Raw genomic sequence first — 18346 nt, 5'->3', positions numbered from 1 at the left:
GACGCGATGACGGTGGACGAGATCGGCAAGCGCCTCGACGCCCATGTCGAGGCCGATGAACTGCTCGGCCTGGCCTGGCTCGTCGCGACCGGCGACCAGGTATCGACCGGCGCGGCAGGTCATCTGGACCTTTCGCGTGCCGCGCCCGTGCGCACCGACACCATCTTCCGCATCTCCTCGATGACCAAACCGGTCACCGCCGCCGCGGCCTCGATCCTGATCGACGACGGCGTGCTCGACCCCGCCGAGCCCGTCGATCGTCTGCTGCCCGAACTCGCGGGCCGTCGCGTGCTGGCGCATCCGGCCGCCGAGATCACCGATACCGTCGCGTCGCGGCGCCCGATCACCGTCGACGACCTGCTCACCTTCCGGCTCGGCTGGGGCATGGATTTCGCCGACTTCGCGCCCAAGCCGCTCGACGCCGCCTGGAGCGAGCTCGGCCTCGGCTGGGGCCCGCCGACGCCCGCGCAGATGCCTGCGCCGGACACCTGGCTCGAACGGCTCGGCACGCTGCCGCTGCAGTACCAGCCGGGGGAGCGCTGGCTCTATCACGTCGGCGCGCCGATCCTGGGCTTCCTGGTCGCCAGGGCCGCGGGCAAGTCGCTCTCGGAGTTCCTGGCCGAGCGCGTCTTCGGCCCACTCGGCATGGTCGACACCGGCTTCTCCGTTCCGGCGGCGACCATCGACCGCTTCGGGCCGCACTACGCCGACCGGGACGGCACGCGCATCGTCTTCGACCCGGTCGACGGACAGTGGAGCACACCACCCGCGTTCGAGGGCGGCGGCGACGGACTCGTCTCCACGCTCGCCGACTATCACCGGTTCGCCCGCATGTTGCGCGACGGCGGCGAACTCGACGGCACCCGGATCCTGTCCGAAGCGGCTGTGGCCGCGATGACGCGCGACCACCTCACCGCCGAACAACTCGCCCGCGGCGGGCCGAACCCGGACGCCAGCGCGGGCTGGGGCTACGGGGTCGGTGTCCAGCTCAGCGACCTGCCGGACGGCCCGCGCGCGGGCTCGTACGGTTGGTCCGGCGGCCTCGGCTCGACGTGGTCCAACGACGGTGCGGTGACCGGCATCCTGCTCACCAACCAGACGTGGAGCTCGGCCGGTCCACTCCCGGTGTTTGCCACGTTCGAGTCGATCTTGGGCGAGGTGGCCCGTGCCGGCGAGGCCGCGTAGGCGCCGACGCGAGGCCGCGCGCGCAGGCGTATTCTCCGGTCTATGACCGCTTTCGACCGCCCGCGGCGGTTGCGCAGGACTCCCGCTATGCGTCGGCTCGTCGCCGAAACCACGCTCGAGCCGCGTCAGCTGGTGCTGCCGATGTTCGTCGCCGACGGGATCGACGAACCGCGTGAGATCAGCTCGATGCCCGGCGTGTATCAGCACTCGCTCGACTCGCTGCGCAAGGCGTCCGTCGAAGCGGTGACCGCCGGTGTCGGCGGCCTGATGCTGTTCGGCGTGCCGCGTCCCGAAGACAAGGACGCCACCGGCAGCCAGGCCAGCGACCCCAACGGCATCCTCAACCGCGGCCTGCGCGCGCTGTCACAGGAGGTCGGCGACGCGACCGTCGTCATGGCCGACACCTGCCTGGACGAGTTCACCGATCACGGCCACTGCGGTGTCGTCGGCACCGACGGCGCGGTCGACAACGACGCCACCCTGCACCGCTACGTGGAGATGGCGCTGGCCCAGGCCGAGGCAGGCGCCGATCTGCTCGGCACCAGCGGCATGATGGACGGCCAGGTCGGCGCGATCCGGCGCGGACTGGACGCGGTCGGGCGCACCGACACCGCCATCCTGGCCTACGCGGCCAAGTACGCCTCCGCTTTCTACGGCCCGTTCCGCGAGGCCGTCGGCTCGTCGCTGGAAGGCGATCGCCGCACCTACCAGCAGGATCCGGCCAACCGCCGCGAATCGCTGCGCGAACTCGATCTCGACCTCGCCGAGGGCGCCGACATCGTGATGGTGAAGCCGGCGATGTCCTACCTCGACATCCTGCGCGACGTCGCCGACCGCTCGACGGTCCCGGTGGCCGCGTACCAGATCTCCGGCGAGTACGCGATGATCACCGCCGCCGCCGAGCGCGGCTGGATCGACCGCAGGGCATCGGTCCTGGAGTCGCTGATCGGCATCCGGCGGGCGGGCGCGGACATCGTGCTCACCTACTGGGCGACCGAGGCTGCACACTGGCTGTCGTGATCGTTCCACCGCACAAACCCGAAACCCGCCCGATACCCGAGGACGTCGGCACCGCACGCCAGCTGTGGTGGGCCGTCGCCGGGCTCGGTGTCGTGTACACCGGTGCCGGGATCGCCACCATGACCGGGCAGCGCGACGAGCTGAGCAAGCAGTTTCTCGACGAGATGCACAAGTCGGACCCGAACTTCCCGGCTTCGACCGTCGATGTGATGGTGCTGGTCGCCTTCGTGCTGACCGCGATCGTCGGGCTCGTGCTGGCCGGGGTGACCGTGCTGATCGCCCAGCAGCTCGCCCGCGGTAAGTCGTGGGCGCGCACGGTGCTCACGGTCGTCGCGGTCTGGCTCGGCCTCGGCGCTGTCGCCACGATGTTCGCCTTCACCGGCGACACCTCGGTGGCCACGATGATCGCCGGTGGCACCGCGATCGTGCAGGGCGTACTCGCGGTCGGTGCCGCGTATCTGAGTTACCGGCCGGACTCCACCAAGTACTTCCAGCTGAACCGCCGGTGAACGCGAGGTAGACCCCCGTCGTCTCGGGCGCCGGATCGCCGCAGTGTATGGTGAGCATGGTCACAGTGATTTGGGGTACTCACTGTGACATAGCCGGTAGGGAACCGGCGGAGCGGAGGCAATGATGCGCGTGGTGATCGAGCAGCCACACAGCCTGCGACGCGATCTGCTGGTCATCGGATTGATGGTTCTGCTCGCCGTCGTCACCATCGCTCTCGTCCTGTTGCCGAGCCTGGTCAGCTGATCCCTCGTCGCAGTACCCCCATGGTGTTGTTCTCCGAGCCCGGCGCGCGATGGCGCGCGGTCGCCTACGGTCCGTTGCTCTGCGCTGTCATCCTGCTGGTGGAATGGCTCGCGGGCGCGACCCCGCACTGGTTCGCCCTGGGTTTCTGCGCCGTCGCGATCGGCGGTTTCACCGTCCTCCAGGTGATCGCGGGACGCACCCATGGCCGGGTCGAACTGACCGGTTCCACGCTGCACCAGGGTGTCGAATCGCTGTCGCTGGCCGAGGTCGCTGCCGTGCTCCCCGCCGAGGACGACGACGCCGCGCAGGCCAACCCGCTCGGTGCGCTCAGCGGCGTCCCGCGCCGTCGCCGCGGTATCGGCTTGCGCCTGGTCGACGGCCGGGTCGTGCAGGCGTGGGCGATCGACCACACCGGCCTGCGCTCCGCATTGGGCGCTGCCCTGGCAGGATCGCAAGGATGAGACGCTGGATCGCCGCCGCGCTGTTCGAGCTCGGCCTGGCCGTGCTCTGCCTGGCCTGCGCGGCGTACAGCTGGAGCCATGCCCGGCGCACGACCGAATACATCACCGCCGACGATCATCCCGCGTTCGAGGCGGTCCGCTACGCGCCACCGCTGCTGATCCTGGCCACCGGTCTGGTGATCCTCGCCGGCGTTCTCGTCATCGATGCCGTCGCCAGACTCGTGGCCGGATATGTAGCGCCGCGCGTTACCGAAACGATGCACTGAGCGAGGCCGAATTTCGATGTGCGCGTTGGGGTTCGGCGCGGATCTCGACGCTCGCGCAGCGGGCAGTGCACGGAGGAACACCGATGACCAAGCTCACCGCAGGATTCTGTACCGCGGCCGCGGCCGTGGCGGCGATCGCCCTGGCGGCGGCACCCGCCCAGGCCGCCGGCCTGCCCCTGACCCCCATGGTTGCCGAGCCGGCCGCTGGTGGCTTCGCCCCGGAGACCGGCTCGAGCGGTATCTACAACGGCATCATGTGCCAGCTGCACACGATCTCGGCCGAAGTTCCCTGCATGTACACCTAATTCCAGTGCTGGTAGACGTCGACGACGCGCCCGCCGCGCGTGCCCGGCGCGTTCAGGTACACGGTGACGGTGCCGTCGGGATGGCTCGCCGCCTCCGTCACCACCTGACGCAGGGTGGCGCGGATGCCGCCGTCGGCGTCGCGGTGGAGATTCGTGTCGGCGTGCAGGCCCGCGCCGATCCGGTTGGCGGGCACGAACATCGCGATCAGCGCCGGAATCGGACCCGCGCCGAGCGCGACGGTCTCGTCGTGGCTGAACTGGGCACCGATCCGATCCGGCTGGGCCTGCGGCGCGAAGGCGGCGGCCGAGCCCGCTCCGAAGACCACCGCGGCCGCGACGAACCCTGTACCGAGGGCAGTGCTGGTGACGCCGAAACGCATGAAATACCCTTCCGCTGTCGCTGATGTCGAACCGCTCAGTGCCTGAGCAGCCCGCAGCGTAGCCGCAGGCCAACGCGCCTTGATCGAAATCATCAGCGTCTGGGGGCGGCGTGTCGGGCGTGTCGCCGGTGGGTCGCTGCGGTCTGGGTCACTGTGCTCCACCCTGTCGTCCGGCGCGCCGAGGCGAGCTGAGAGACTGGAATCCGTGAGTTCTTCTCCGCGCGCGACCAGGTCATCGGTGCCGGTTTCCGCCCAGCTCTTCGAGCGGGCTGCTTCGGTGATCCCGGGTGGTGTCAATTCCCCGGTCCGTGCGTTCAACTCGGTCGGCGGAACCCCCCGGTTCATCGCGTCGGCCAACGGCTACACCCTCGTCGACGCAGACGGCAACGACTACGTCGATCTGGTCTGTTCGTGGGGCCCGATGATCCTGGGTCACGCGCATCCCGCGGTCGTCGAGGCGGTGCAGCGGGCAGCGACGGGCGGGCTGTCGTTCGGCGCGCCGACCGAGGCCGAGATCGAGCTGGCCGAGGCGATCGCCGCGCGGGTCGAACCGGTCGAGCGGGTCCGCCTGGTCAACTCCGGCACCGAGGCGACGATGAGCGCCGTGCGGCTGGCCCGCGGCTTCACCGGCCGGACCAAGATCATCAAGTTCGCCGGCTGCTACCACGGCCACGTCGACGCGCTGCTGGCCGACGCGGGCTCCGGCGTCGCGACGCTGGGTCTGCCCACGTCGCCCGGCGTCACCGGCGCGCAGGCCGCCGACACCATCGTGCTGCCCTACAACGACCTCGCCGCCGTCGCCGCCGCGTTCGAGGCCAACCGCGGCCAGATCGCGTGCGTCATCACCGAGGCCGCCGCGGGCAACATGGGCGCGGTCGCGCCGCTGCCCGGTTTCAACGAGGGCCTGCGCACGCTGGCGCACGACAACGGCGCGCTGCTGATCATGGACGAAGTGATGACCGGTTTCCGGGTCAGCGCGTCGGGTTGGTACGGCCGCGAAGGCGTCGCCGGTGACCTCTACACCTTCGGCAAGGTGATGAGCGGTGGCCTGCCCGCCGCCGCGTTCGGCGGTCGCGCCGAGATCATGAACAACCTCGCCCCGCTCGGCCCGGTCTATCAGGCGGGCACCCTCTCCGGTAACCCCGTCGCCGTCGCGGCAGGCCTGGCTACGCTGCGCGCCGCCGACGCCGAGGTGTACGCGGCACTGGACCGCAATGCCGATCGGCTCGGCTCGCTGTTCGCGAAAGCCCTGACAGAGGCCGGTGTCGAGCATCAGGTCCAGTTCGCAGGCAATATGGTGAGCGTGTTCTTCGCCGACCGCCCGGTGACCGACTATGCCGCCGCCAAGGCGAGCCAGACCTGGCGTTACCCAGCTTTCTTCCATGCCCTGCTCGACGCGGGCGTGTACGCGCCGCCGAGCGCGTTCGAGGCCTGGTTCGTCTCCGCGGCGCTCGACGAGGACGCGTTCGACCGTATCGCCGCCGCTCTGCCCGCCGCCGCCCTCGCGGCCGCGGCCGCAACCCCCGAAGGATCCCCAGCGTGAGCTCCGACCAGCCCGACGCAGAATTCGCCACCCCGGTCGACGGTGACGAGGCGCCCCATCCCGCGCCCGCCGCCGCGCCGCCCGGCCTCGACGACGACCCGTCGACCGTCGAAACCATCGTGCATGTGCTCCGCCACGGCGAGGTGCACAACCCGAACGGCATCCTCTACGGCCGCCTGCCCGGTTTCAGCCTCTCGGTGGCAGGCCGCTCGCAGGCAGGCGCCGTCGCCCGCTCGCTGGCCGACCACGACATCTCGCTGGTGATCGCCTCCCCGTTGCAGCGCGCCCAGGAAACCGCGGCCCCGATCGCCGCCGCCCATGACGTGATCGTGCGCACCGACGAGAACCTGATCGAAGCGGGCAACACCTTCGAGGGCCTGCGCGTGTCCGTCGGCGACGGCGCGCTGCGCAAGCCGCGGCACTGGTGGAAGCTGCGCGACCCGTTCACCCCCTCGTGGGGCGAGCCGTACCTGCAGATCGCGCATCGCATGCTGGCCGCGGTCAACAAGGCCCGCGTCGAGGGCGCCGGTCACGAGGTGGTCCTGGTCTCGCATCAGCTGCCCGTGTGGACGCTGCGCCGGTTCCTGCAGGGCCAGCGGCTCTGGCACGACCCGCGCAACCGGCAGTGCTCGCTCGCCTCGCTGACCTCGCTGGTCTACCACGGCGATACCCTGGTCGACATCGTGTACTCCGAACCAGCGGGCGCCTCCGACCCTTCGGTTCACGGCGCATGACACGCTCCACCACGTCGGTCTCCGTCCGCAGCCATCCGCTGCGGGCGATCACTGCCGTCCTGTCCGCGCTGCTGGTGATCGTCGCGGCCGCGGGCTGTTCGACAGGTACCGATGCGGTGGCGACCGGTGGCGGCACCTTCGAATTCGTCTCACCCGGTGGTAAAACCGATATCTATTACGATCCGCCCGCCGCGCGCGGGACGATCGGCACGCTCTCGGGGCCCGATCTGATGAACGAGGGAAGGACCGTCTCGGTCGAGGATTTCCCGAACCAGATCGTGGTCGTGAACCTGTGGGGACAGTGGTGTGGCCCGTGCCGCGCCGAGTCGCCCGCACTCGAAAAGGTCTACGCGGCGACCAAAGACAAGGGCGTCGCGTTCCTGGGCATCAACGTCCGCGACCACCAGCGCGACAAAGCCCAGGATTTCGTAGTGGACAACAAGATCGAATACCCGTCCATCTACGACCCGTCGATGCGAACCTTGCTCGCTCTCGGCGGAAACTTTCCCACCAGTGTCATTCCGACCACGTTGATCCTGGATCGTCAGCACCGGGTCGCCGCGGTCTTCCTTCGCTCGCTATTGGCAGAAGATCTGCAGCCCGTGGTCGAGCGCATCGCCGCCGAGGAGAAGCAGTGAGCCGTCGTCGTCCCGGAAATCTGACCGCGTGCCGCCCCCGCCAGGGTGCCCGCCGCATGGGAGCGGGGTGGACCGTCGACGATCGCTGGGCGGGCATCGCGACCGTCCCGCGCAGCGTGGCCGGTGCGGGCCTGTTCGATTTCGGTCCGGCCGAGCCGGCCGAGACCGAGCGCACCCTGTCGTTGCCCCGCGACGAACAGCGTGACGAGGACAGCACCGAGTGATGGTGCTCGCCGCAGTCGGGGATTCCTTCCAGCAGACGGCGGCATCGGGTCCGTTGCTGTTGGCGCTGGGTGCCTGTCTGCTCGCGGGCCTGGTGTCGTTCGCTTCACCATGTGTCGTGCCGTTGGTGCCGGGGTATCTGTCGTATCTGGCCGGGCTGGTCGGTGCCGAGGCGCCACCGGCCACGGCCGCGCAGGCAGGTGTCCTGACCGCGCAGCGCCGCAGCGCGAAGATGCGCGTCGCCGGTGCCGCCGGACTGTTCGTCGCCGGGTTCACGGTGGTGTTCGTGCTGGCCACGGCCACCGTGTTCGGCGTGATCCAGACCCTCAACGTCAACCGGGAACTGCTGCAGCGCATCGGCGGTGTGGTGACGATCCTGATGGGTCTGGTGTTCATCGGCCTGGTGCCCGCGTTGCAGCGTGACACCAGGATGGAGCCGCGCAGGTTCACCAGCATCGTCGGCGCGCCTCTGCTCGGCGGGGTGTTCGCGCTGGGCTGGACGCCGTGTCTCGGCCCGACGCTGTCCGGTGTGATGGCGGTGTCGGCCGGTACCGAGGGCACGACGGCGGCGCGCGGTGTCGTGCTGATCGTGGCGTATTGCCTCGGGCTCGGGCTGCCGTTCGTCGTGCTGGCGTTCGGGTCGGCCGGTGCGTTGCGCGGGGTCGGCTGGTTGCGGCGCAATTCGCGCACCATTCAGGTAATCGGGGGTGTTCTGCTCGTCGCCGTCGGCGTCGCGCTGGTCACGGGGGCATGGGATCAGTTCGTCGGCTGGGTGCGTGACGGGTTCGTCTCCGAGGTGACTCTCCCGATCTGATGACTGACACACTGACTCCTCCGACCACCCCCACCCCGCCCGTCCGGCAGTCGCTGCCGGGCCGTGCCTGGGCCCTGGTCCGCAACACCTGGCGCGGCCTCACCAGCATGCGCACCGCCCTGGTGCTGCTGTTCCTGCTGGCGCTGGCGGCCATTCCCGGCGCCCTGCTGCCGCAGCGCAGCCTGAACGCGCAGAAGGTCGACCAGTACATCGCCGACCGCCCGACCCTCGGTCCGTGGATGGACCGGTTCGAACTGTTCGACGTGTTCGGCAGCTTCTGGTTCACCGCCATCTACGTGCTGCTGTTCATCTCGCTGGTCGGCTGCATCCTGCCGCGCTGCTGGGACCACTACAAGGCACTGCGCACCCCGCCGGTGGCCGCGCCGCGCAATCTCGGCAGGCTGCCGCACCACTTCAGCGAGACCGTCGACCGCGACGCCGGGGACGTTGTCGAGCAGGCGCGCGGACAGCTGCGCGGCTGGCGCGTCGAGGTGCGGCCGGGCAAGCGCGACGGCGAGGTGACGCTGTCCGCGGAGAAGGGCTACCTGCGCGAGTTCGGCAATCTGGTGTTCCACCTGTCGCTGGTGGGGCTGCTGGTCGCGATCGCGCTGGGCAAGCTGTTCGGCTACGAGGGCAATGTCATCGTGATCGCCAACAACGGCCCCGGCTTCTGCACCACCTCGCCCGCGGTGTTCGACTCCTTCCGCGCGGGCAATACCAACGACGGCACCGGCATGACGCCGCTGTGCATCAAGGTGAAGGATTTCAAGGCCGACTACCTGCCCACCGGCCAGGCCGAGATGTTCCGCTCGAACATCGAGTACCAGGCGGGCCAGGACCTGAGCACCGATACCTGGCGCAGCACCGAGCTGCGGGTGAACCATCCGCTGCGTGTCGCCGGTGACCGTGTCTACCTGCAAGGTCACGGGTTCGCGCCGACGTTCACCGTCACCTTCCCGAACGGGCAGACCCGCACCGAGACCATCCAGTGGCGGCCCGACGACGCCCAGACGTTCCTGTCCAGCGGTGTGCTGCGGATCGACCCGCCCGGCGGCATGTACGCCACCGACGAGGAACGCCGGCAGAACCAGATCGCCATCGAGGGCCTGTTCGCGCCGACGGCGATGTTCCACGGCAGCCTGCTCACCTCGTCGTTCCCGACGATGGACGATCCGGCCGTCGCGGTCGACATCTACCGCGGCAACACCGGCCTCGACACCGGCCGCTCGCAGTCGCTGTTCTCGCTGGACCCGGAGATGATCAAACAGGGTCGCCTCACCAAGGAAGCGCGGGTCAACCTGCGTCCCGGCGAGTCGACCACGCTGCCCAGCGGCGCGAAGGTCACCTTCGACGGCGCGCAGGAGTTCGTGAACCTGCAGGTCTCGCACGATCCGGCGCAGCAGTGGGTGCTGGTGAGCGCGCTGACGATGATGGCCGGTCTGCTGGTGTCGCTGCTGGTGAAACGCCGCCGGATCTGGATCCGGGCGTACCCGGCCGAGGCCGCGGCGGGTACCGTGGACCAACGACGGACCGTAGTAGAGATGGGCGGTCTGGCCAGAAGCGATCAGGCGGGCTGGGGCGGCGAATTCGACCGGCTGCGCGCGCGGGTACTGGACGCGGAAACGGAGAACTGATGCCGATCGACGAAACGCTGTCGCGCTACAGCGACTTCGCCTTCATGTCGGCCATGGCGGTCTATGCCCTGGCGACGGTGCTGCTGCTCGTGCAGTACGCCTCGGCGCGGGCCAAGCAGGTCGCGGCGCGCGAACTGGTCACCGCGGGCGCGCCCGCCGACCCGTCGCTGCCCGGCCGCATCGAGACGCCGGTAGCGAAGCCGACCGCCGAGCGCCTCGGCAACATGGCGTTCGCGGTGCTGCTGGTCGGCGCGGTGCTGCACGTCGGCTCGATCGTGCTGCGCGGATTCGCCACCCATCGCTTCCCGCTGGGCAACATGTACGAGTTCACCACCATGGCCACCGCGGCCGCCGTGGTGATCGGCCTGTACTTCCTGCGCGACCAGCGCTACCGGTCGATGTGGGTTTTCCTTCTGGTCCCGGTGCTGATCCTGATGTTCCTGGCAGGCACGGTCCTCTACGCCGACGCCGCGCCCGTCGTCCCGGCGCTGCGCTCGTTCTGGCTGCCCATCCACGTCACCATCGTCAGCATCGGCAGCGGCGTCTTCCTGGTCTCCGGCGTGGCCAGCCTGCTGTACCTGTACCGCATGCGCCAGCCCGCGGGCGAAGAGTCGAACACCATCTTCGGCACCATCGCCCGCCGTCTCCCCGACGCCCGCACCCTCGACCAGCTCGCCTACAAAACCACCATCATCGGCTTCCCCCTCTTCGGCGCGGGCGTCATCCTCGGCGCCATCTGGGCCGAAGCCGCCTGGGGCCGCTTCTGGGGCTGGGACCCCAAGGAAACCTGCTCCTTCATCGCCTGGGTCCTCTACGCGGCGTACCTCCACGCCCGAGCCACCTCCGGCTGGCGCGACACCAAGGCCGCCTGGATCAACATCGCCGGCTTCGTCGCCATGCTCTTCAACTTGTTCATCATCAACATGGTGATCTCGGGTCTGCACAGCTACGCCGGGCTGAACTGAACCGGCGAATCTTGTAGTCGCGCACGTAGCATCGGGCGATGCGACCGCGGTGGCTCATCGATCTGCACGAGGAATTCCCTGGCTCGGCCATTGTCGCGGCCGCGCTCGATGATGCTCTGATCGTCGAGCCGTATGACGTGATGATGGGGCGCTGGCCGGATGTCGAGGAGGGGCGCGCGGTCGTCGGATACGGGACCATGCCGACGATGACGCGGTTGCGACGCGAGCCGCGGCTGGGTGAAGCGGTGTTCGACGACTACAGGACGTTGCGCTGCTCGTCGTACTACCGGCACGTGTACGACCTGCTCGGGCGCACCGCCGTGTTCGTGCCGTTCTCGGCGATTCCCGGTCTGCCGTTGCGGCGCATGTTCGGCAGTGAGCAGGTCTTCGTTCGGAGCGACACGAACTACAAGCTCTTCCCCGCGGGTGTGCATGCGGTCGCGGAGCTGGATCGCTTGGTCCAGTCCTATGTCGAGCACCGAGACGAGCTCGTCGTCGTGTCCGAGGTCATGACCTTCGAGCACGAGTACCGCTGCTTCTGCCGGAACGGGCGTTTCTTCTGCGGAAGCTCGTATCCGCTCGAGCCATACCTCCCCGTGCCCGACCATGTACGCACCTTCGCGGAGACCGTGGCGGCGCGCATGCTCGCGCAGGGCTCCACCATGCTCACTGTCGACGTCGGCGTCGGTCCCGACGGCGCACTGCGCCTCGTCGAGCTCGGCGGCGTGAACAGCTGGGGCATCTACGGTTCGGACGTCACCGACTTCATCGCCGCGATGGAGGCTGAGGCACTCGCCCGCGCGGAGTCGTCCTGAGCAGGACTCGAAAATCTGTTGAGGATCCGTGGTCGAGGCGTGTTCAGTGGGCGCATGGGAATTGCGCGGCGGGGAACACGAATTCTGAATCTGGACGGCGAACGCTATCGGTGGGTCGTCTCGCCCGATGACGAGCCCGGTTTGGCGATTGTCGTCGAGGTCGCCGAGGGACATGGACAACGCATGGTCACCTGGATGGATCACGGCACGATCATCACTCCACGCGTGGTCGCGGGGGCCATTCACCGAGCATTGCGTCGGGGCTGGACGCCGAGGGAGCGGGGCACCGAAGTCGTCTATCGAGTCAGGAGCGAGTCAACGGCCGCCTGATCGCATCTGACCACGACAAAGGCCCGGTGCTCGGGGAGCGGGTGATCGGGATCAGCAGTAGTAGCAGATCTTGTTGGCCGGGAGTTCTACGTGGCAGTTGAGGCAGACCGGCTTGCGGACCGGTTCCGGCTTGGGGACGGTCACGCTGCGGGAGGAGGCCGAGGTGCGCTTGGGCTTGGTTGCGGCTTCGGCTGCTTCGGCGGTGGCGAGGTCCTGGGTGGTCTGGTGGCGCAGGGCCGCGACCTTGGGGGGGAGGGTGGGGAGGCCGCCGTCGGCGGGGAGGTCGGTGGCGTAGTGCTGGTAGCACTGCCAGCGGGCGGCGGCGGCGTGCATTTCCAGGTCGTCGGGGATGGGCAGGCCCGCGAGTTCGAGGATGTAGCGGTAGCCGGTGCCCACCGTCTGGTTCTTGCGCACGCACAGCGCGCTCAGCGGCGGTTCGTTGTTCTTGTGACAGTGCTCGGCGACCTTGTCCAGCACGACCGGCAGCCAGTGCTGCCACTTCACCTGCGTGCGGATCCCGGATTCCTCCTGGACCAGCTCGGCCAACTCGGTGTTGACGATGAAGTTGTTGAACCTGGTCGCGGTGTCGGCGAGCACCTCGTGTGCCGCGCGAGTCCACGCCGACCTGGCCTCGGTGAACGTCACGGCGCTGCCGTCGGCCGCGCGCCAGGTGGTCGGAATGGAACTCTGCTGCACATCGATCACCGGAATACGTTATCTACCCGGGTTTTTCGCGGTGCATCGGGGGTATGTGGGTAAGCTCACGCGCGCGAGCGTTACGGCTCGGACGGGCCGGAGTCGTCGCGGTGCTGCTTGCCGAGCCGCCACAGGAATTCCGGATCGTCGTCGGGGCCGAGGATCGGTCTGCGCGGAGATGGGCCGGGCTTCTGGGGTCCGAACGCCTTCCAGCACAACACCGCGACGGCCGCGATTGCGATGAGGGCCAACAGGTACGTCACGTCGCTCACCTCCTGCTATCGAGGGTAGCCGTGTCCGCGCCGTGTGCACATCCGCAACGGAAGGGAAATTTCCGGCAAACGCGAGCCCGCAGTGGACTCGCGTCGGCCGGTCCGGTCAGCGGGGTGCTGCCTCGGTGGTGAGCGATTTGAGCAACTGCAGAACCTCGGACTCGCGGAATCGGCGATGTCCGCCCGGCGTGCGCAGCGAACCGAGCCTGCCCGCATGAGCCCACCGGGTGACGGTCTTGGGGTCTACGTGGAACATGGCGGCCACTTGGCCTGGTGTCAGCAGAGTGTCCTGGCCGCCGACGGTGATCGCAGTCATAGCTAACCTCTCCGTTCTCGACAGTTCCCTCATCAGATGGCGTCATCGTCGCACTGCGACCCCCACGTAGTCGAACCACCTACTTTTGGTAAAGGGGAAGTAATAGACAAAAGCCGCGAACGGGGCCGCATCGGCCCAGGCCGCGCGGGGTTACGCTGTTGTCGTGAGTGAAGCAACTGGTCAGCAAGGCAATGGCGCGGGGAAGCGGCTGGTCCGCAATCTGGCCCTCTACACGCTGGCCCGCCTCGGGCTCGTCGTGGTGATCGCCGCGGTGATCGTCGGTGTCGCCAAGCTCATCGGCGTCGAGGTGCCGATCATCGTCGCGGCGCTGTTCGCGCTGATCGTCGCGATGCCGCTGTCGCTGACTCTGTTCAAGAAGCTGCGCACGAAGGTCAACGAGGACATCGCCATCGTCGACGCGCGCCGCCGCCAGGACAAGGCACAGCTGCGGGCCAGGTTGCGGGGTGACGACGACGGGTCCGCCGCGTGAAATACCTCGACCGCAGCGCTCCGCGTGACTGGGTCGACAATGCCGTCCGGCTGATCGACGCCGACTCCCAGCGTTCCGCCGACACCCATCTGCTGCGGTATCCGCTGCCCGCCGACTGGCCGGTGCAGCTCTACCTCAAGGACGAGTCGACCCACATCACCGGCAGCCTCAAGCACCGGCTGGCGCGGTCGCTGTTCCTGTACGCGATCTGCAACGGCTGGGTCACCGAGGGCACGACAGTGGTCGAGGCGTCGTCGGGGTCGACGGCGGTGAGCGAGGCCTATTTCGCGAAGCTGCTCGGCCTGGATTTCGTCGCGGTGATGCCTGCGAGCACCTCGCCGCAGAAGGTCGCGCTGATCGAAGCCCACGGCGGCCGTTGTCATTTCGTCGAGCGGGCACCGGAGATGTACACCGAGGCCAAGCGCCTCGCCGCCGAGACCGGCGGGCACTTCATGGACCAGTTCACCCACGCCGAGCGCGCGACGGACTGGCGCGGCAACAACAACATCGCCGAATCCATCTTCGAGCAGCTGGCGCTGGAGACCCATCCGGTGCCGGAGTGGATCGTGGTCGGCGCCGGCACCGGCGGCACCAGCGCCACCATCGGCCGCTACATCCGCTACCGCAGGCACGCGACGCGCCTGGCCGTCGTCGACCCCGAGCATTCGGCGTTCTTCGGCGGTTACGAGACCGGTGACGCGGGCTACGAGACCGGAATGCCGTCGCGGATCGAGGGAATCGGCCGTCCGCGGGTCGAGCCGTCCTTCGTCGGGCAGGTGGTCGACCGGATGATCGTCGTGCCGGACGCGTCCTCGGTCGCCACCGCGCGCCACGCCAGCACCGTCCTCGGCCGTCGCGTCGGCGGCTCGACAGGCACCAATCTGTGGGGCGCTTTTCATCTCGTGTCCGAGCTGCTGGGCGAGGGTCGCAGCGGCAGCATCGTCACTCTGCTGTGCGACGGCGGTGACCGGTACGCGGGCACCTATTTCGACGACGCGTGGGTCGGCGGTCAGAACCTCGACCTGACCAGTTCGACCGCCGTCCTCACCGAATTCGCCGCGACGGGTCGCTGGAACGGCTGATTCCCGTCGGCGAAACCTGACCGGGGATGTCAGGTTTCGCCGTCAGGATCGATGTCCATGACGACCCGCTATTACACCGCAACCAGCCTCGACGGCTACATCGCAGACCGGGACAATTCGCTGGACTGGCTGATGGCCGTCCCCGACGCCGACCCGGCGACGGGCGATGTGGGGGAATTCCTGCTCGGCGTCGGTGCCCTGTGCCTCGGGTCGACGACCTACGAGTGGATGGCGGCCAACAATCCGCCCGAGACCTGGTACGAGAACTACGGCGACCGTCCGACCTGGGTTTTCACCCACCGTGAGCTGCCCGAGTTGCCCGGGGCGAACGTGCGTTTCGTCGCGGGTGAGGTCGGGGCGGTGCACGAACAGATGGTCGCCGCCGCCGCTGGACGCGACATCTGGATCATCGGTGGCGGCGACCTCGCCGGACAGTTCGCCGATGCCGGGCTGCTCGACGAGGTGATTGTCGGCATCGCGCCGGTGACTCTCGGTGGCGGCGCGCCCCTGCTGCCACGCCGCATTCTCGCCGATCGGATGCGCCTGGTCGACGTGGAGCGCATGGGTCAATTCGCCAAGCTCGTCTACCGATTGAGCTGACGTCTGTCGTCAATTTTTGTTGACAAAACCCGGATCTGTCAATCAAAATTGACGCCATGACCGATGCAACAACGCTCGCCTCGGCGGCGGGCAATCCCGATCCGGCGGTCGGTCTGCGCGCGGTGCTCGCCCTGCGCAGGCTGGCCGACCGGCTCGAATCCATCCAGGTGGCCAATGCCAGGGCCAACGGCTGGTCGTGGCAGGCGATTGCCGAAGCGCTCGAGGTGAGCAAGCAAGCGGTGCATCAGAAGCACAATCGGAAGGGCGGGACCCGCTGATGTTCGAGAAATTCACGCGAGATGCCAGGGTGGCGGTGGTGAGCGCCCAGGACGACGCCAAGGAGCTGGGCGCCAAGCAGATCGGGCCGCAGCATGTGCTGCTCGGCGTGGTGTCCAACGCCGAACCCGGCCTGCGGGCGGTGCTCGACGCGCGCGGCATCACCGCCGACGGTGTGCGCGCCGCTCTCGCCGAACGTGCGAGCGTGACGCCGCTCGGCGCCGACGACGCCGAGGCTCTGCGCTCGATCGGCATCGACCTGGACGCGGTGCAGGCCAGCATTGCCGAGAACTTCGGCCCCGAAGCCTGGGACCGCGCCGAACCGGAGGTCAAGCGCGGCGTATTCGGCCGGCTGCTCGGCACGGGGCACATCCCGTTCACCGGCACGGCCAAGAAGACGCTCGAACTCGCCCTGCGCGAGGCGATCCACCGCAAGGAGCGCGAGATCTCAACGGCCTACCTGCTGCTCGGGATCCTGCGCGCCGCCGACCCGGCCACCACCGACCTGCTCGGCGGCCGCGACGGAGCCTCCGCGCTGCGCACCGACATCTACGGAATGCTCGACCGCGCGGCCTGAGTTCCGCGTCGGGTATGTGTCAGTCTCGCCGCTATGTCCGTTTCCGGGCATAGCATGGCGTGTATGCAGCTAGCAATACGGTTGGTCATCAACGCCATTGCCATCTGGGCCGCGGCCGCGTGGATCGACAACATCGATATCTACGTGCCGCCAGAGTGGTCGTCCGAGTGGGGGAACTGGGGCAAGGCCCTGGTCCTGCTCATCGTCGCCCTCGTGTTCACGGGCGTCAACGCCGTGATCAAGCCGATCGTGAAACTTCTGTCGCTGCCGTTCGTGATCCTCACGCTGGGCCTGTTCCTGCTGCTGGTGAACGCGGCGATGCTGTGGCTCACCGCCAAGATCACCGAGATCACCGACTACGGCCTGCGCGTCGACGGCTTCTGGGCAGCCCTGTGGGGTGGTGTGATCATCACGCTGGTCAACTGGGTGCTCGGCATCCTGGTACCGGACGGCGACTAGCAAGCGGCTGCTCGGGCTCCGCTGAATTGCCGGACGGCGACTAGCAGGCGGCTGCTCGGGCTCCGCTGAATTGCCGGACGGCGACTAGCAGAGACGGCTGCTCGGGCTCCGCTGAAGTGCCGGACGGCGACTAGCCGAGTCCGACGGCCAGCGCGCTCAGCGCCGACCAGGCCAGCAGTGCCAGCCCGGAATCGCGCAGGGCGGGAATCAGTTCCAGCCCGCCCTTGCCCGTACGCACGGGGGCGTTGGCCCGGATCGCCAGCGGCAACGCCAGCAGTCCGGCCAGCGCCAACGGCGTGCGGGCGATCAGCGCGAGGCTGATCACGAACGGCGCCGCGAGCAGCACCAGATGCAGGGTGCGGGTGCGCGCGTCGCCGAGTTTCACCGCGAGGGTGACCTTCCCGGCCTCGGTGTCGGTGGGGATGTCACGCAGGTTGTTGGCCACCAGCACCGCGCTGGAGAACGCGCCGACCCCGATCGCGAGCAGCAGCCCGACCCAGTCGACCCGCAGCGCCTGCACGTACTGGGTGCCGAGCACCGCGATCAGGCCGAAGAACACGAACACCGCGATCTCGCCGAAACCGCTGTAGCCGTAGGGTTTGCTGCCGCCGGTGTAGAACCAGGCGCCTGCCAGGCACAACGCGCCGACGAGCACCAGCCACCACGCGGTCGTCACGGCCAGCACGAGCCCGGCGACCGCGCCGATCGCCAGGCTCAGCACGGCGGCATTGCGGACGGCGGTGGGGGAGGCGAGTTTCGAGCCGACCAGCCGCAGCGGGCCGACCCGCACGTCGTCGGTGCCGCGAATGCCGTCGGAGTAATCGTTGGCGTAGTTCACCCCGACGATCAGTGCCAGCGAAACCAGCAGCGCCAGTATCGCTTTCCACCAGACGGCCCCGTCGATCGATGCGGCGGCGCCGGTACCGGCGAGTACCGGCGCGATCGCGTTGGGCAGCGTCCGCGGCCGGGCGCCCTCGATCCATTCCGCTGCTGTAGCCATGGATCGAGCCTAGCCCTGGGGAACCTACTAGGCGGATTCGGCGATCGTCTTGAGGCGGGCCAGGCCCTTGTCGAAGTCCTTGCCGATCAGGTTGTCGATCGGGAAGACCTTGCCGAGCACGCCCATCAGGCCCGAATGCGTTCCGTTCATCTTCCAGGTCACCTCGGTTCCGCCCGCCGCCGGTGTGAGGCCGAAGGTGACGAAGTTGGTGGCCTTGAACGGCTTCTCGAAGGCCAGCTCGATCCCGATCTCGCGCTCGGCGTCGGCCTTGATCTCCATCGCGCCCGCACCGGCCTTACGATTGCCGCGCCAGGTGTAGCGTGCGCCGACGCCGGATTCGGGCCCGGTGTAGGTGCGCGCGAGCTGCGGATCGGAATCCTCCCAGGGCGACCACAGTCGCCACTGACGGAAGTTGTCGATGAAGCCGTGGATGCGTGCGGGTTCGGCGGCAATGGTTGTGCGCCGGGTCACCTCGAAGTCGCCCATGCGCGCCAGCCTAAGCCGACGTACCGA

Annotated in this window: 27 protein-coding genes; 21 read left to right on the top strand and 6 right to left on the bottom strand. The window is 68.6% G+C overall.

Going from position 1 to position 18346, the window contains the following annotated elements:
- Window positions 1-6: 6 nt before the first annotated feature.
- The 6 genes from ACWF82_RS11405 (at window position 7) to ACWF82_RS11380 (ending at window position 3990) form a co-directional block, all read left to right on the top strand.
- A complete protein-coding gene (locus ACWF82_RS11405) occupies window positions 7-1185 on the top strand; it encodes a serine hydrolase domain-containing protein (protein WP_452500290.1) in 1179 nt (392 codons plus the stop codon).
- Window positions 1186-1227: 42 nt separating this feature from the next.
- Window positions 1228-2205, top strand: a complete 978-nt coding sequence (hemB, locus tag ACWF82_RS11400) for a porphobilinogen synthase (RefSeq protein ID WP_452500288.1) — start codon at window positions 1228-1230, stop codon at window positions 2203-2205.
- Complete coding sequence (locus tag ACWF82_RS11395) at window positions 2202-2714, top strand: hypothetical protein (protein ID WP_452500286.1); 513 nt, start codon at window positions 2202-2204, stop codon at window positions 2712-2714. The genes hemB and ACWF82_RS11395 overlap by 4 nt, the downstream gene beginning before the upstream one ends.
- 264 nt (window positions 2715-2978) lie before the next feature.
- A complete protein-coding gene (locus tag ACWF82_RS11390) occupies window positions 2979-3419 on the top strand; it encodes a hypothetical protein (RefSeq protein ID WP_452500285.1) in 441 nt (146 codons plus the stop codon).
- A complete protein-coding gene (locus ACWF82_RS11385; RefSeq protein ID WP_452500283.1) occupies window positions 3416-3685 on the top strand; it encodes a hypothetical protein in 270 nt (89 codons plus the stop codon). The genes ACWF82_RS11390 and ACWF82_RS11385 overlap by 4 nt, the downstream gene beginning before the upstream one ends.
- An 83-nt stretch (window positions 3686-3768) precedes the next feature.
- Complete coding sequence (locus tag ACWF82_RS11380) at window positions 3769-3990, top strand: hypothetical protein (protein WP_189025524.1); 222 nt, start codon at window positions 3769-3771, stop codon at window positions 3988-3990.
- Here ACWF82_RS11380 and ACWF82_RS11375 read toward each other — a convergent pair.
- Window positions 3987-4370, bottom strand: a complete 384-nt coding sequence (locus ACWF82_RS11375) for a hypothetical protein (RefSeq protein WP_452500281.1) — start codon at window positions 4368-4370, stop codon at window positions 3987-3989. The two genes, ACWF82_RS11380 and ACWF82_RS11375, sit on opposite strands and share 4 nt — an antisense overlap.
- Before the next feature lie 205 nt (window positions 4371-4575).
- On the opposite strand from ACWF82_RS11375, the gene hemL reads away from it, so the two are divergent.
- The 9 genes from hemL (at window position 4576) to ACWF82_RS11330 (ending at window position 12065) form a co-directional block, all read left to right on the top strand.
- Entirely contained in the window at window positions 4576-5913 is a 1338-nt protein-coding gene (hemL, locus tag ACWF82_RS11370) for a glutamate-1-semialdehyde 2,1-aminomutase (RefSeq protein WP_452500280.1), read from the top strand.
- 116 nt (window positions 5914-6029) lie between these two features.
- A complete protein-coding gene (locus tag ACWF82_RS11365; protein ID WP_378847931.1) occupies window positions 6030-6647 on the top strand; it encodes a histidine phosphatase family protein in 618 nt (205 codons plus the stop codon).
- Complete coding sequence (locus ACWF82_RS11360) at window positions 6644-7285, top strand: TlpA disulfide reductase family protein (protein ID WP_452500278.1); 642 nt, start codon at window positions 6644-6646, stop codon at window positions 7283-7285. The genes ACWF82_RS11365 and ACWF82_RS11360 overlap by 4 nt, the downstream gene beginning before the upstream one ends.
- Entirely contained in the window at window positions 7282-7509 is a 228-nt protein-coding gene (locus ACWF82_RS11355; RefSeq protein WP_126405499.1) for a hypothetical protein, read from the top strand. The genes ACWF82_RS11360 and ACWF82_RS11355 overlap by 4 nt, the downstream gene beginning before the upstream one ends.
- Window positions 7509-8321 (top strand): cytochrome c biogenesis CcdA family protein, encoded by an 813-nt coding sequence (locus tag ACWF82_RS11350; RefSeq protein ID WP_189025531.1) that lies wholly within the window; start codon window positions 7509-7511, stop codon window positions 8319-8321. Before ACWF82_RS11355 ends, ACWF82_RS11350 begins: the two co-directional genes overlap by 1 nt.
- Window positions 8321-9955: a cytochrome c biogenesis protein ResB gene (gene resB, locus ACWF82_RS11345; RefSeq protein WP_452500275.1), complete on the top strand. Its 1635-nt coding sequence runs from the start codon at window positions 8321-8323 to the stop codon at window positions 9953-9955. The genes ACWF82_RS11350 and resB overlap by 1 nt, the downstream gene beginning before the upstream one ends.
- Window positions 9955-10920 carry a c-type cytochrome biogenesis protein CcsB gene (gene ccsB, locus ACWF82_RS11340; RefSeq protein ID WP_452500273.1) on the top strand — a complete coding sequence of 322 codons (966 nt, stop codon included), beginning with the start codon at window positions 9955-9957 and terminating at the stop codon, window positions 10918-10920. Before resB ends, ccsB begins: the two co-directional genes overlap by 1 nt.
- A 38-nt stretch (window positions 10921-10958) precedes the next feature.
- Window positions 10959-11735 carry an ATP-grasp domain-containing protein gene (locus tag ACWF82_RS11335; RefSeq protein ID WP_452500271.1) on the top strand — a complete coding sequence of 259 codons (777 nt, stop codon included), beginning with the start codon at window positions 10959-10961 and terminating at the stop codon, window positions 11733-11735.
- A gap of 54 nt (window positions 11736-11789) precedes the next feature.
- Window positions 11790-12065, top strand: a complete 276-nt coding sequence (locus ACWF82_RS11330) for a hypothetical protein (RefSeq protein ID WP_452500269.1) — start codon at window positions 11790-11792, stop codon at window positions 12063-12065.
- A 51-nt stretch (window positions 12066-12116) separates the two neighbouring features.
- Here the strand turns inward: ACWF82_RS11330 and ACWF82_RS11325 are convergent, their stop codons facing one another.
- The 3 genes from ACWF82_RS11325 to ACWF82_RS11315 form a co-directional block, all read right to left on the bottom strand.
- Complete coding sequence (locus ACWF82_RS11325) at window positions 12117-12770, bottom strand: hypothetical protein (RefSeq protein ID WP_452500267.1); 654 nt, start codon at window positions 12768-12770, stop codon at window positions 12117-12119.
- Between the two features lie 71 nt (window positions 12771-12841).
- Window positions 12842-13024 (bottom strand): hypothetical protein, encoded by a 183-nt coding sequence (locus tag ACWF82_RS11320; protein WP_189025537.1) that lies wholly within the window; start codon window positions 13022-13024, stop codon window positions 12842-12844.
- A gap of 115 nt (window positions 13025-13139) precedes the next feature.
- Window positions 13140-13349, bottom strand: a complete 210-nt coding sequence (locus tag ACWF82_RS11315; protein ID WP_019049435.1) for a BldC family transcriptional regulator — start codon at window positions 13347-13349, stop codon at window positions 13140-13142.
- Window positions 13350-13512: 163 nt separating this feature from the next.
- Here ACWF82_RS11315 and ACWF82_RS11310 point away from each other — a divergent pair, with 163 nt between their 5' ends.
- The 6 genes from ACWF82_RS11310 to ACWF82_RS11285 all read left to right on the top strand — a co-directional run bounded on the left by ACWF82_RS11310 (window position 13513) and on the right by ACWF82_RS11285 (window position 16833).
- Window positions 13513-13839 carry a DUF4229 domain-containing protein gene (locus ACWF82_RS11310; RefSeq protein ID WP_452500265.1) on the top strand — a complete coding sequence of 109 codons (327 nt, stop codon included), beginning with the start codon at window positions 13513-13515 and terminating at the stop codon, window positions 13837-13839.
- Entirely contained in the window at window positions 13836-14921 is a 1086-nt protein-coding gene (locus ACWF82_RS11305; protein WP_452500263.1) for a PLP-dependent cysteine synthase family protein, read from the top strand. The genes ACWF82_RS11310 and ACWF82_RS11305 overlap by 4 nt, the downstream gene beginning before the upstream one ends.
- A gap of 57 nt (window positions 14922-14978) precedes the next feature.
- Window positions 14979-15521, top strand: a complete 543-nt coding sequence (locus ACWF82_RS11300) for a dihydrofolate reductase family protein (RefSeq protein WP_452500261.1) — start codon at window positions 14979-14981, stop codon at window positions 15519-15521.
- A gap of 56 nt (window positions 15522-15577) precedes the next feature.
- Window positions 15578-15799, top strand: coding sequence for a helix-turn-helix domain-containing protein (locus tag ACWF82_RS11295; RefSeq protein WP_189025545.1), 222 nt, complete (start codon window positions 15578-15580; stop codon window positions 15797-15799).
- Window positions 15799-16374 (top strand): Clp protease N-terminal domain-containing protein, encoded by a 576-nt coding sequence (locus tag ACWF82_RS11290; RefSeq protein ID WP_452500259.1) that lies wholly within the window; start codon window positions 15799-15801, stop codon window positions 16372-16374. The genes ACWF82_RS11295 and ACWF82_RS11290 overlap by 1 nt, the downstream gene beginning before the upstream one ends.
- Window positions 16375-16437: 63 nt before the next feature.
- Complete coding sequence (locus tag ACWF82_RS11285; RefSeq protein ID WP_379028937.1) at window positions 16438-16833, top strand: phage holin family protein; 396 nt, start codon at window positions 16438-16440, stop codon at window positions 16831-16833.
- 130 nt (window positions 16834-16963) lie between these two features.
- Here the strand turns inward: ACWF82_RS11285 and ACWF82_RS11280 are convergent, their stop codons facing one another.
- Both ACWF82_RS11280 and ACWF82_RS11275 read right to left on the bottom strand, forming a co-directional pair.
- Window positions 16964-17833, bottom strand: a complete 870-nt coding sequence (locus tag ACWF82_RS11280; protein WP_379308958.1) for a 1,4-dihydroxy-2-naphthoate polyprenyltransferase — start codon at window positions 17831-17833, stop codon at window positions 16964-16966.
- Between the two features lie 27 nt (window positions 17834-17860).
- Window positions 17861-18319, bottom strand: coding sequence for an SRPBCC family protein (locus ACWF82_RS11275; protein WP_452500256.1), 459 nt, complete (start codon window positions 18317-18319; stop codon window positions 17861-17863).
- Window positions 18320-18346 lie beyond the last annotated feature (27 nt).

The organism is Nocardia sp. NPDC055053, from assembly GCF_053608285.1.
This window is presented reverse-complemented; position numbering and strand designations above follow the sequence as displayed.

Bases quoted from the DNA above. Each gene is read 5' to 3' on its own strand.
- ACWF82_RS11405 (WP_452500290.1), top strand. From the start codon at position 7: ATGACGGTGGACGAGATCGGCAAGCGCCTCGACGCCCATGTCGAGGCC.
- hemB (WP_452500288.1), top strand. From the start codon at position 1,228: ATGACCGCTTTCGACCGCCCGCGGCGGTTGCGCAGGACTCCCGCTATG.
- ACWF82_RS11390 (WP_452500285.1), top strand. From the start codon at position 2,979: ATGGTGTTGTTCTCCGAGCCCGGCGCGCGATGGCGCGCGGTCGCCTAC.
- ACWF82_RS11385 (WP_452500283.1), top strand. From the start codon at position 3,416: ATGAGACGCTGGATCGCCGCCGCGCTGTTCGAGCTCGGCCTGGCCGTG.
- ACWF82_RS11380 (WP_189025524.1), top strand. From the start codon at position 3,769: ATGACCAAGCTCACCGCAGGATTCTGTACCGCGGCCGCGGCCGTGGCG.
- ACWF82_RS11375 (WP_452500281.1), bottom strand. From the start codon at position 4,370: ATGCGTTTCGGCGTCACCAGCACTGCCCTCGGTACAGGGTTCGTCGCG.
- ACWF82_RS11360 (WP_452500278.1), top strand. From the start codon at position 6,644: ATGACACGCTCCACCACGTCGGTCTCCGTCCGCAGCCATCCGCTGCGG.
- ACWF82_RS11350 (WP_189025531.1), top strand. From the start codon at position 7,509: ATGGTGCTCGCCGCAGTCGGGGATTCCTTCCAGCAGACGGCGGCATCG.
- resB (WP_452500275.1), top strand. From the start codon at position 8,321: ATGACTGACACACTGACTCCTCCGACCACCCCCACCCCGCCCGTCCGG.
- ccsB (WP_452500273.1), top strand. From the start codon at position 9,955: ATGCCGATCGACGAAACGCTGTCGCGCTACAGCGACTTCGCCTTCATG.
- ACWF82_RS11335 (WP_452500271.1), top strand. From the start codon at position 10,959: ATGCGACCGCGGTGGCTCATCGATCTGCACGAGGAATTCCCTGGCTCG.
- ACWF82_RS11330 (WP_452500269.1), top strand. From the start codon at position 11,790: ATGGGAATTGCGCGGCGGGGAACACGAATTCTGAATCTGGACGGCGAA.
- ACWF82_RS11315 (WP_019049435.1), bottom strand. From the start codon at position 13,349: ATGACTGCGATCACCGTCGGCGGCCAGGACACTCTGCTGACACCAGGC.
- ACWF82_RS11300 (WP_452500261.1), top strand. From the start codon at position 14,979: ATGACGACCCGCTATTACACCGCAACCAGCCTCGACGGCTACATCGCA.
- ACWF82_RS11295 (WP_189025545.1), top strand. From the start codon at position 15,578: ATGACCGATGCAACAACGCTCGCCTCGGCGGCGGGCAATCCCGATCCG.
- ACWF82_RS11290 (WP_452500259.1), top strand. From the start codon at position 15,799: ATGTTCGAGAAATTCACGCGAGATGCCAGGGTGGCGGTGGTGAGCGCC.
- ACWF82_RS11285 (WP_379028937.1), top strand. From the start codon at position 16,438: ATGCAGCTAGCAATACGGTTGGTCATCAACGCCATTGCCATCTGGGCC.
- ACWF82_RS11280 (WP_379308958.1), bottom strand. From the start codon at position 17,833: ATGGCTACAGCAGCGGAATGGATCGAGGGCGCCCGGCCGCGGACGCTG.
- ACWF82_RS11275 (WP_452500256.1), bottom strand. From the start codon at position 18,319: ATGGGCGACTTCGAGGTGACCCGGCGCACAACCATTGCCGCCGAACCC.